This is a genomic window from Frankia sp. AiPa1 (assembly GCF_023243075.1).
Taxonomy (GTDB): Bacteria; Actinomycetota; Actinomycetes; order Frankiales; family Frankiaceae; genus Frankia.
Window position 1 is genome coordinate 24,803 of the sequence record NZ_JALKFZ020000180.1, and the last position, 11,937, is coordinate 36,739.

8 protein-coding genes and 1 pseudogene are annotated in these 11,937 nt (G+C 67.9%); 8 read left to right on the forward strand and 1 reads right to left on the reverse strand.

The window, feature by feature from the left end; genetic code table 11:
• Positions 1–74: 74 nt before the first annotated feature.
• The 8 genes and pseudogenes from MXD95_RS23510 (at position 75) to MXD95_RS23540 (ending at position 10,770) form a co-directional block, all read left to right on the forward strand.
• A complete protein-coding gene (locus MXD95_RS23510; RefSeq protein ID WP_250642881.1) occupies positions 75–1,370 on the forward strand; it encodes an MFS transporter in 1,296 nt (431 codons plus the stop codon).
• A gap of 609 nt (positions 1,371–1,979) precedes the next feature.
• Complete coding sequence (locus MXD95_RS23515) at positions 1,980–3,266, forward strand: AAA family ATPase (RefSeq protein WP_250642882.1); 1,287 nt, start codon at positions 1,980–1,982, stop codon at positions 3,264–3,266.
• Positions 3,267–3,346: 80 nt separating this feature from the next.
• The gene (locus MXD95_RS23520) at positions 3,347–3,910 is read left to right on the forward strand and encodes an RloB family protein (RefSeq protein ID WP_308301564.1); all 564 of its coding nucleotides are present in this window, start codon (positions 3,347–3,349) and stop codon (positions 3,908–3,910) included.
• 629 nt (positions 3,911–4,539) lie between these two features.
• Complete coding sequence (locus tag MXD95_RS23525; protein WP_250642883.1) at positions 4,540–4,896, forward strand: hypothetical protein; 357 nt, start codon at positions 4,540–4,542, stop codon at positions 4,894–4,896.
• A 31-nt stretch (positions 4,897–4,927) separates the two neighbouring features.
• Positions 4,928–5,437, forward strand: coding sequence for a nucleotidyl transferase AbiEii/AbiGii toxin family protein (locus MXD95_RS23530; RefSeq protein WP_250642884.1), 510 nt, complete (start codon positions 4,928–4,930; stop codon positions 5,435–5,437).
• Between the two features lie 520 nt (positions 5,438–5,957).
• Entirely contained in the window at positions 5,958–8,345 is a 2,388-nt protein-coding gene (locus MXD95_RS23535; protein ID WP_250642885.1) for a hypothetical protein, read from the forward strand.
• A 19-nt stretch (positions 8,346–8,364) separates the two neighbouring features.
• A pseudogene (locus MXD95_RS29395) lies at positions 8,365–8,673 on the forward strand (effector-associated domain EAD1-containing protein); the annotation flags it as partial.
• A gap of 177 nt (positions 8,674–8,850) precedes the next feature.
• Entirely contained in the window at positions 8,851–10,770 is a 1,920-nt protein-coding gene (locus tag MXD95_RS23540) for a type 1 periplasmic-binding domain-containing protein (RefSeq protein ID WP_250642886.1), read from the forward strand.
• 137 nt (positions 10,771–10,907) lie between these two features.
• Here the strand turns inward: MXD95_RS23540 and MXD95_RS23545 are convergent, their stop codons facing one another.
• Positions 10,908–11,909: a hypothetical protein gene (locus tag MXD95_RS23545; RefSeq protein WP_250642887.1), complete on the reverse strand. Its 1,002-nt coding sequence runs from the start codon at positions 11,907–11,909 to the stop codon at positions 10,908–10,910.
• Between the last annotated feature and the right edge of the window lie 28 nt (positions 11,910–11,937).

Below are 11,937 nucleotides of genomic sequence, written 5' to 3' on the forward strand. Positions count from 1 at the left end.
CCTTGCGATTACCTCGTGAGGCGCGGCGATTCCAACACTTTGACATCCATCGAATCGTACCCTAGCCTGCCCGCGTGACGATTCGACAAGTATCGAACGACACCGCGGCGGACGGCGTCGCCACCGACAACACCACAGACGACAAAGCGGCAGGCGAGAGCGCCACGAGCGGCGCCTCGACGCGGGTCGCGGACGACGCGAAGCCGGACGGTCTGCGGGGGTGGCAGCTCGGGGTGCTCGCGGCGGGGACGTTCACGCTCGGGGTGGACGGGTTCGTGCTCAGCGGCCTGCTGCCGTCGATCTCGAAGGACCTGTCCGTCGGGGTGTCCACGGCCGGGCAGCTCACGACCATCTTCTCGATCGTCTACGCGGTCGCGTCCCCGGTGGTGGCGACGCTGACCGGACGGTTCGACCGGCGGGTGCTGCTCGGCGGCGGGCTCGTCCTGTTCCTGCTCGGGATGGTCGCCCAGGCGCTCGCGCCGTCCTACGCCGTGATGGCCAGCGGACGGGCGGTCGCGGCGGTCGGCGCGGCGGCGTTTCAGTCCAACGCGTACATCATGGCCGGGGTCCTCGCCGACGCGCAGCGGCGTGGGCGGGCGCTGGCCGCGGTCACCGCGGGGACATCGCTGTCGACGGTGCTCGGCGTCCCGTTCGGGGTTCTGGTCGGGCAGCGGGTGGGTTGGCGGGCCGTCCTGTGGATCATCACGGGGCTGGCGGTGCTGACCGCGCTGTGCGTCCCGAGACTGCCGCGCGCGCATGTGCCGCAGACGTCCATGCGGGTCCGGCTCGGCGTTCTGGCCCGACCGCCGGTGCTGCTGGTCCTGCTCACGACGGTGCTCGGGGTCGGCGCGCCGTTCCTGCTCATCGCCTACCTGCCCGAGGTGCTCGGCATGGGCGCCACCGACACCCGTCTGGTCCTCGTTCTGCTGGCGTTCGGCGTGGGCAGCCTGCTCGGCAACCGGCTGGTGGGCCGTCTGGTCGACACCCGCGGCGCGCTCCCGGTGCTCCTGATCGGCATCGGCGGGCTGAGCTGCGCGCTCGCCGTCCTGATCACGACGCAGAACTGGTACGGCGCCGCCATGGCCACGATGTTCGCCGTCGGCGCCTTCCAGGGACTGTCGATCACCCCGCAGCAGCACCGGCTGTTCGTCGTCGCCCCGGACGTCTCCACCGTCGCCCTCGGGCTGAACGGTTCCGCGATCTACGCCGGCGCCGCCGTCGGCGCGGCCCTCGGCGGCCTCACCGTCGAGCTCTCCGGCGCCTCCACCATCCCGGCCGCCGCCGCCCTGTTCGCCGCCGCCGCCTTCCTCTACAGCGCCCTGACCGCCCCCGAACGCCGCCTGCGCGCGAAGGACGCCGACCGGGAGTGAACCGATCTCCGACCAGTCGGCCCCCATATGCGGACAAAACGGGTAATCCCTATACACCAGTTCCCTCGCCGCACACCACGTGTCCACCACGCTCCACGGGTGGACGCAGCTTCAACCCCAATACCACAGGCGACGGCAAAGAGCCCGGAAAACGCCGCATCCGCGACAACTCTGCCCACGGAGCATCAACCTACGGCGAATCTATGGCCGATATGGTCGCGCGACGCCATGGGCCCACGAGAGGCTCGCGCGACAGGCAGAAGGATGCCACGCGCGGGTTCCACCCAATGGGTGCAATCGCTGGCACTTCGGCGCCGCCCCGGGAGCACGCCCCCGGGTCAAACCGCGAGTGACGGCAGGATGACACATAGATGAGTAAATCGGCCGATCGCTGGACAACTGGAGCCGAGGGGAGTCGCCGGCTTCGAATCGACCGAACATTGGCGCATCGGCGTGTAGGCCATCGGTGGCCGAGACCACGGCGATCAACCTACTTCGCGACGCGTGGTCGTCTAAGATGACGCCTGACCGCACGCTAGCCGGGTGATTCGTCAAGATCTGACGAGAAGGAGCGACTGGCAGCGTCGATCGACGACGTTGGGGTAGCCGATGCTGATCCGCTTTCAGGTGACGAACTTCCGATCCATCCTCGGCGCGGCCGAGCTATCCATGATCGCCGTGGACGCGGATCACGAGGGGGTACGCCCCGCGGAGCTGCTCGGCGAAAACGTTCTCACCGTGGCGGCGATATTCGGGCCGAACGCTTCAGGCAAGTCCAATGTCATCGCGGCCCTCACCTGGTTGCGCGACGCGGTACAGAACTCGCTCAGACAGTGGGACCGCGAGATACCGATCGAGCCCCACGCCTTCGGCAGCGGTCCGGAAGAGAAATCCGAATTCAGCGTCGATCTGCTGGTGGCCGGCGTCCGGTTCGAATATCTTCTACAGCTCGACCGGACCGCCGTACACTACGAGGGGCTCTTTCACTATCCCGAGAAGAAGCGGCGCAGGATTTTCGAGCGGGAAGGCCTCGATCTAAAGGTGCAGCGCGGCCTCGGCGGATTCTCGGGTACACGCGAGCTCCTCACCGAGACAACGCTCGCGCTCTCCATTGCCGCCCGCTTCCGAGAACCACTCGTCACCGACTTCGTTCGCACCCTGACACGGACGCAGTCGTTTGGTGTTTCCCGACGGTCTCGACTCACCCGCGGGGGCGGGCGGTATCTGCCGGCGTCGCGAGCCTCGATCCGCTGGTTCGACAATCAGTCACCGACGATACAGCCCACCCTCTTCGACGATGCGGACCTACCGACCCCCAACCGAGAGCTGGCCCTGGCCCTGCTTAGAATGGCCGACATGGGGATAGTCGACGTTCTCATCGACGAGGAGGAGGTGCCACGAGCCAGCGACGCCGGCTCCTTCCGGCTGTTCCGCGGGTTTCGCCTCGTCCACGAGGCGGACGAGGAACAGGTCCCGCTCGATTTCGCGGCCGAGTCGCAGGGCACGCAGATCTGGTTCGACCTGATCGGACCGGTACTCGTCGCGCTCCAGTCCGGCGCGGTGCTGCTCTTCGACGAGCTGGACGCGAGCCTTCACCCGACGCTGTCGGCGCAGTTGATCAGACTCTTCCATGATCGCGCGACGAACCCGAAGGGTGCCCAGCTCGTCTTCGCCGCCCACAACACGAGCCTGCTCGGCCACCTCAACCGGGACGAGATCTGGTTCACCGAGAAGACCAGGGCGGGGGCGACCCGGCTCGGCGCCCTCGCGGAGTTCGCCGGCGAGCGGGTTCGGAAGTCCCAGAACCTCGAGGTCGCCTACCTTCGGGGCAGATTCGGCGCGGTGCCGGACGTCAGTCAGATCGAATTCCTTCGTTCACTCCGACACATCGGGTAGCCTCTGTGCCACCAAGGAGAGCGGGCTCCAGGCCTCTCAAGCGAAAAACCCAGATACGCCCCCTGAAAAGGACTATTGTCATTTTCTGCGAGGGCGAGCACTCTGAACCCGACTACATCAATGGTGTAAAGCGGCTACCCGAGGTGGCGGCCAGTACGTCCATCAGCATCGAGATCGATCCTGAGCGCGGAGTACCGCTGAAGCTGGTCCAGCGGGCAATAGTGCGCAGCCGGGAGCCGGAGACCGACGAGTGCTGGTGCGTCTTCGATGTGGAATGGCCAGAGAACCATCCAAATCTGGCACAGGCCGTAAGCCTCGCCCATCAGCACGGCATCAGGGTCGCGATATCCAATCCCTGCTTCGAGCTGTGGCTTCTTCTTCACTTCGAGGACTACCGCCGCTTCGTGAACACCAAAGAAGTGGAGCGGCGAAGTATGAAGTGGGACGGCCGGACCGGCAAGCACATTGACGCCGCCCAGTACATGTCACGAAGAAAGACGGCCATCATCCGTGCTCGGGCTCTGGAGGCCCAGCACGAACAGAACGGCGTGGCCTTTCCCAACAACAACCCGTCGTCATCCATGGCCGACCTTCTACTGGCAATTGATCGCCAGTCGGCAACGGATGGCGTCCACCCATCCTGACCGCCAGACCGCCAGACCGCCAAACCGCCAGACCGCCGGACTGACAGACCGCCAAGGATCCGCTCGGACTGCCTTCGAGCTGGACCGAAAACAGCGGGTGCAGGCAGGGTAGCCCGCTGTCTCACATCGGATCGAGGGTGCTCCATCACCTGCTCCGTCACAGCGATGTGACCCCGGGACATAAAAGTGCCTCCTTCCGCAGGTCGCCATGGTTACACACGATGGGCCCCGTAACAAAATCGCACCTGACAAGGGAGTCCCATGTCCGCTCAGACCACGCGCCCGCGAGCGGGGGGCACGTCTCGCTGGCTCTCACTCGCGATCCTCTGCACCGGCCAGCTGATGGTGATCCTCGAAGTCAAACCCAGCTGACCTACCAAGCCTGACCAGGCGTTCCCTCATGTCGGTCAACCAGTGGAGCGAGGTCGGCCCCGGGGGGCTCGGGCCTCCTCCGAGTGCCGCGGGGGCAACACCTCGTCGCGCGCCTGGAAGGGACGCGAAGGGCCGTTCTCGTACCACGCGGTGATCTACTCGGTGGCGCCGATGAGGGTAAGCCTGGGCCTGGTCTACTGTGAAAAGGGGAAGTGCACTCTTCGGAGCAGGGACCGGTCTGGGAGGTGGTGTCGAGGATGAGCGGTATGCCATCCGGTGGGCCGCCGCCGGGCTCGCGGTACGCCGACGTGCGTCCCTACGCGATCGCGAACTCCTTGGACGAGCTGCGGGGTCCGACCTCGGGAGTGGTCGTTCTGGATCGGTGGTTGGACTGGTCGGGCTCAGCTCGGTACGACCTGACGAACCCCGGCCGTCTCACCCGGATGTACGAGACGGTGCTCCGTGAGGCGTCCAGGACTGCGGATCTGTCCCGCTGGCTGGAGGGATCCACGCTGATCCGGCTCTGGGGTGACCTGGTTCTTCCCCCGCAGGTCCGTAGCCGCTGGGAGGCCCGGTTCCCCGAGTTGGCCGTCGGGCACCCGTCCGCGGCCTAGCCAGGCGATGGCCCAATCCCCGCCGATCCACTTGCGACTCGCCCGGATCGGGCTCCAGGTCGGCGGCCCGTACGGCTTTGCCCTTGCCGGCGGCCACGCCGTCGCGGCCCACGGGATCCTCCAGCGGCCGAGCGAGGACGTCGATCTGTTCGCCGACTGGGACCGGCGCGCGGACTTCCCTGCCGCTGTTAACGCGATGATCGCGGCATACCGAGCAGACGGTCTCGAGGTCGAGACAGAGCTTCGGAACGAGCTGATCGCACGGCTCCACGTCACCGAGCCAGACAAGCCCGACGAGGTCCACCGGGTGGAACTGGTCGCCAACTGGCGGATCCAGCCCCCGGTGCACCTGGGCACAGGCGGCACGCAGGCACTGACCAGTGGCTACCAGCTCCCCTTCCGAGTCGGTGCCGGCTTCGTCCTGGCCGCCCTGGTCGTCGCCGCGGCCGTGCTGCGCACACCGCCCGCGCCCCGGAGCACGCAGGTCGCCCCGGGGGATGCGACCACTACTCAGGCCGAGTCGGAGACCGTCTTGGCCTGACCCACCTCGGACAGCAGCACCGGTGACCGAGGCGCTCGACGGGGCTACTCCGGGTTCTGGGCCTGACAGGTATTCCTACAGGTCAACGCGAGTGGCGAGCCCGGCAAGGCCGATCCGGAGGCGGCCCACAGGTGCCCACCTCATCAAGGTCGGCCATCCCGCGCCTGCGCCGGAACCCATGGCCCGAGCCTGCTGACCCGGCGCGCCCCGCAGCAGACCTCGCCGAGTAGCGCAGGTCCGTGAACTGGGTAAACGCAGAGTCGCCTTCTTTGACAGCGGACGGCCACGCTGTTCCCTCGCGGTAATCGGCTGCCCCTGTTGTTGCCCCGGACTCCGTCCGGCTACCCTCAACCGTCACGAGAAATCACGGACGCGGCACGGTCCGACAGGGGGTGAGGCCGTGACGGAGGTTCAGTCTGCCCGCGGCGAGGATGATGCGGGTGGCCGCTCCTTACGAGACAGCCCACGCGACATCGATGCTCTCCGGGCTGCCTGCACACGCGGCCTGAGCAACCGGACGATGGCCGAGGAGGTGCTGCGCACCTGTGATTTCCCCGTCCAGAGACTACCGATGGACTCGCAGAGCGCCGAACGCCTCTGGGTGGACGTCTTTCGCCTGATCGAAGTCGGCATCGTCGTCCAGGAAACGGTGTACCGGCAACTTCTCGGTGAGCTCGCTCGCCTCTATCCGGGAGATGACGCGGTCAGCGAGCTGAGGGCGAAATACCTGCCGCCCAGCACGCCAGCGACCACCCAACCACCACCTACCCAGGCTCCACCGGCCCGGGCGCAACCCGAACCGCCGGCCGGACAGCGACCGCGCGGCTCCCCTACCGGCGAGACGACAGTGCCCAGCCAACGCGCGGACAGTCCGGTCGCACAGACCCCAGCCGGGCCATCTCCAGACCTGAGCACGCGGCCAGGCCAGTACACGGGCAAGGTTCCGCGCCGTCGGCGCGGGTTCGGTGGGCTGGTGCCGGTGGTGGCGGGTGTCATGGCCGTTGCCGTGGCCATGGCCGGAGGATGGCTGATCGTCAGGGCGGTCCGCGGCGAGGGTGGCGCCTCGTCGTGTACGGCGCCGAAGGACAGCACCTCGGCGCTGCAATGGCATGACGGTGAATGCGTCGGGTACAGCGACGGCACGTTCGCCTTCGGCGAGGCCGGCGACGACCACACGGATCGTTCCGTGGACGATCTGGTTGCCGTCCAGCACCTGATCGGCCGGCAGAACGCCTGCGCGGACGATCTGCGCCGTCGCAGCCCACCGTCTGGACGGCCGTTCATCACGCTGGTCTACTTCGCCGGGCTCAGCGCCTCCGGCGACACAGGTGGGAACTGGGCCGCCGCGCAGGTCGCGGAGCTTGAGGGGCTGCTCACCTGGCAGCGGCACCAGAACATCGTCGCCCACAACCCGCCGGACCCGTCGTGCCAACCAGCGCCGGCGGACACCAGCCCGCCCAACTCGCGCGAGTATCTCGGCGAGAGCACCGAGCAGGGCGGACCGATCGTGCGTGTCGTCGTCGCCAACGGCGGGTCGAAGATGCGCCTCGCGGGCCAGGTCGGCCGCCTGCTGGTGGACTTCGCGCGCAGGCCGGACGAACATGTCGCGAGCGTCATCGGCCTGGACCGGACGCTCCCGTCGACGAAGCAGGCGATCACCGATCTCGGCAAGGCCGGCATCATCACGATCGCCACCACACTGAGCGGGGACAACCTCGCCCAGCTCTCCCCATCCTATTTCCAGCTCGTGCCGCAGAACACCCGCGAGGCGCTGGTGGCCACCCGCTACGCCGCCTGGACGGGCCGATCCCAGATCGAGGTCTACTTCCCGAACCAGGACTGCTCCGACAGCAGCACTCCTCCCACGGACGACGACTACATCCAAAGCCTCGTGTTCGACACCCAGGCAGCGGCGGGCGTCACCAGCGTCCAAGGCAAGCCTCTACAGGTCACCCTGCACGGGTGGAAGCGGACGGGAACCTGTGAGTCCCCCGGGGACCTCCAGGCGTACTTCGCCCGGGAATGCGCCAGGCTCGGCGGTGCCGGAAGCTCCGGCGGCCGGAACCGCCTGGTTTTCTATGCGGGACGGCAGGAGGACTTCGGCGACTTCCGGACCGGAATGGCCAGCTGCCTGGACACGGTTGCCGGGCCGAGCCCGAACGGAGTGCTCGTCCTCGGCGACGACGCCGTGATCCGCTATGTCACGCAGATGGGCGGCTACGAGTCCGGCCATGTGATCTTCCGGCTCATCTCCAAGGGCCCGGCACCGACCCTCGCCGGAGCGTCCTGCGCGAACGGAGAGCTCGCCCGCACCATCGACGCCGGGCGTTTTCCGTTCCAGCTCGATTCCGACCTGCCCGAACTGTGTACCCGGCTGAACGCGATGTTCACCTTCACGACCGGCACTCCCCCCGCGGCATCCGACGGGTCGGCGCCCCCGACCGGCGCGACGGGTCCGTCCTCCGCCATCGCCGCCTCCGCCGGGTCGCCCAGGCTCAGCCGGCCAGTCACGCAATGGGTGGACGAGCGGATCGCCCTCGCCTACGACGCGGCGAGGCTCACGTTGAACGCGGTCTGCCGCACCGTCGACGATCTCAACGCGACCTGCCAACCCGAACGCACCGACCTGGTCGACGCCAACGCCCTGCGCGCGTGGATACTGCGCACGCCCCAGTCCGGAACGACCGGTCGGGTCGACTTCGCGTCAGACCGCGCTGCCGACGGCAAGCAGCTTGCCGTCCTCCGGGTTGATCTCGGCCTTCAGGCGCTTCCCGATGCGCGCTGGCCACCGCCGCCCGTCACCGAGGTTGAAACCGACCCGCGGTCCACCTGCAAGTTGGTTCTCAGCGGCACACCCCCCCGTGCCACCGACTGCCTCGGTCGCGCTCTGCCCGCGCCCACAGGCTGATCTGGGCCGGGACACGATCGTGACTGACGTTCAGGCCAGCCGGGACGGCGAACCCGGGCGCGTCATCCCCTGGAATGGCGCCGATATCCAAGCCTTGCAGCGCGCGTGCGTCACATGCCTGAGCCGTGATCATGAGGCTCGAGAGGTGTTGGCCCGGTGCGAGTATCCCGACATGCGGCTGCCGATGGGCTCGGTCACTCCGCAGGAATTCTGGTCAGGAGTCTTCCAGGAGATCCGTGTTGGCGTTCTTCCCGGTAACGAGGCGTACCGCAGCCTGCTCGGCGAGCTGGCGCAACGTCACGTGGGCAATCCCGCGGTGCGCCGGCTGGCTGCGACGTATCTGACGCCCGGTGCCCCGACTCCCAGGCCACTCGACGAGCCGATCGGGCAACCGTCCGGCAGGCCAGGTAGCCAGCCGTCCGTCCGGCCCGCCGAACAGCCGAGCGGGCGGTGGAGCGGGTGTCTCAGGCTGGGACGGCCGAAAACGATCGTCGCGAGCGTCATCGTGCTGGCCCTGGTCGCCGGCGCCGCGGTCCTCCTCACGTCACACCGCGGCGCCGGCGCATACTGTACAGCTCCGAAAGGCAGTGACTCGGTGCTGGAATGGCAGGACGGGGAGTGCATCGGGTACAGCGACGGGAAGTTCGTCTTCGGCGAGCACGGCAACGACCGCAGCAGTCGCTCCGTGGACAATCTGGTTGCCGTCCAGCACCTGATCGCTCGACAGAACGCCTGCGCTGAGGTTCTGCATGCGCACAGCCCGTCCTCGAACCGCCCGTTTGTCACCCTGGTCTATTTCGGCGAGTTCAGCGCACCGAGCGGCGCCGCAAGCGACTGGGCCGGATCTCAGGTCGCAGGGCTCGAGGGACTACTCACCTGGCAGCGCCACCAGAACATCATCTCCTACCGCTCATCGGATCCGTCGTGTGCAGCGGCGCCGGCGGAAACCAACCCGCAGAACTCCGCCGCCTATCTCGGGGAGAAGCAGGAGCAGGGCGGCCCGATCGTACGGGTCGTCCTGGCCAACGGCGGGTCGTTGATGCACTCGGCCGACCACGTCGGGCAGCTGTTGGTTCGCTTTGCCAAGAAGCCGGAGGAAAACGTCGCCAGCGTCATCGGCCTGCACCGCACGAACGCGACGACCAAGCAGGCGATCAAAACTCTGGGTAGAAACGGGATCATTACTCTCGCCACGGCGCTCAGCGGCGACGACCTGGTAGGACTCTCCCAGAGCTACTTCCCGCTCGTGCCGCAGAACCGGCGGCAGGCGCTACTCGTCGCCCGCTACGCCGCCTGGACGAACCGTCGCCAGATCGACGTCTACTTCCCCAGCAACGACTGCTCCGGCGCGGCGACTCCGCCCGAGGATGACGACTACATCAAGGATCTCGTTCTCGACACGCCGGTCCAGGCCGCCGGCATCGACGTCAACGGCCTCCCGCTCCAGGTGGCTTTGCACGGGTGGAAACCTGTGGTCGCCTGCCAGTCACATGATGATCTTCTGGACTATTTCCGCAGGGAATGCGACCGGATCGGGGCCGGAGGCGACGGTGGGAACCATCTGGTCTACTTCGCCGGGCGTCCGGAGAATTTCGCCGACTTTCTCAACGGCATGGCCGGTTGCCTGGAAACGTCAACCGGCACAAGCCCGAACGGTGTGCTTGTCCTCGGCGACGACACGGTGACCGGCTACGTCTCGGAGAACGCCGGACAGGATTCGAAGCAGGTGATTTTTCGGCTAGTCTCCCAGGCGCCCGCTCCCATGCTCGCCGGCGCATCATGTGTCAGCGGTGGGCTGGCACAACTTGTGGACTCGCCCAAGTTCCCCTTCCGGCTGCCATCCGCCCTGCCCGAACTGTGCACCCGGCTGAACGCCATGTTCTATTTCACGACGAACTCCCCGCCCGCGCCCATCGGGCTGTCCTCCACGCCGGCCTCATCGCCGCTCCAGACCGATCCGCACGCATCTACCACCGGGCCCGACACCCCCACTCTCAGCCGACCGTCAGCAAACTGGGTCGACGAGGAGACCGCCCTCGCCTACGACGCAGCGAAACTCACTCTCAACGCCGTGTGCCGGACCGTCGACGACCCGTCGACCATGGATGACCTGAATGCCACCTGCCAGTCCGGACGCATCGACAAACTCAATATTCCCGCGCTGACCGCCTGGATTCGCACCCATCCCGAGACTGGAGCGACCGGCACATCCGATTACAACGACGACGGTACGAGCGACGGCAAGCAACTCGCCGTCCTGCGTATCAACCTGAGCGACAGTACGCTCCCTGACGCCCGCTGGCCCGCGCGCGCCGTCACCAACCTTGAGGCAGATCCGCAGTCCACGTGCAAGTTCGTCCTCAGCGGTACCCCGCCGCGTGCGACAGACTGCCTCGGACGCCTCCTGTCGCCGCCCGCCCGCTGAGCGTCCGAAGGCACCTCGCGACAACATGGCGCCATGGCCGGGCAACGAGGGGTCAGGCGGCAGCGAGCGGTTCGTCGCAACGACCTGTGCACACAGTGTCGCGGCGGGCCGAGGCGGATCGTGGATCAGGGCCTCGCCTACCGCGCCGAGTCGACCGAGATCGGGTCGAACGGCGGCGGATCGGCGGAGGTCCGGTGGGTGGGCAGCGGATCGTGGGTCGGCAGCTTGTCGGGCGGCTGCCGGTCCGAGGGCGGCGGCGCGGTGTGGACGCGCTGGCGCATCATGACGGCGTCGTCCACCACGAAGGCGGGGAAGACGACCAAGGTGACGGGATGGTCCGGATCGCAGAGCCCGAACGTCCGCTGCCGGGTGTCGTCGACGGGTTCGCCGAGATCGGCATCGAAGACCCAGTGATGCGTGAGGCCGCCTTCCACGGCGGCGGCGCGCAGCCGGGTGATCTCCAGGCCGGCATCGACCGCGGCGTTGAGCGCATCCGGGTCGACGTCGGCGGCGTCGGCGGCGTCGACCCCCGGACCAGCCAGAACGTGCGGCGCGAGCGGAACACCCGGGCGGCCCGGGTCAGCCGGGCCAGCTGTGACGATGTGGTGCAGGAGGGCCCGTAGGGTCGAGGAATCTGCCACCGAATCCGCGAACAGCACACCGGCGAACCGGCGGGCGACCAGAGCCGTCGCTGAAGTCGCCCGCCGGCCGCCGGTGGCCAGATAGGTGATCTGCTGGTCGAGGAGCCCTTCCACCCGATTGGCGATCGCCCGGTACTCGTCGTGCCGCACCGTCGAGGCCCTGGTTACCGCCGCTGTGGCGGCAGGGCGGTCGCGGGCGCGTTCCAGCTCGGTCACCCGGCCGCGCAGCTCGCGGATTTCCGCCTCGGCGGCCAGGAGACGGGCACCGAGATCCTCCCGCATCGCCCTGAAGTAGGCTTCCAGCCGCACGATCTCGTCCCCGCCTGCTCCCGCGAGGCCCTCGCCGTCCGATCGGGTGATGCCGTCCGGTCGGACGCTGTCCCCGCCGCCCGCTCCAACGGCGTGCGCGGGGCTTGCGGGGCCGATGCCGTCGCTGTCCGCCGTGCGCGTGGGCACGTCTCCGGTTGGGTCGGGATCGGCCGCCCGGAAGATCCTCACGGTGCTCCGATGCTCGTCCGCGTCCGGG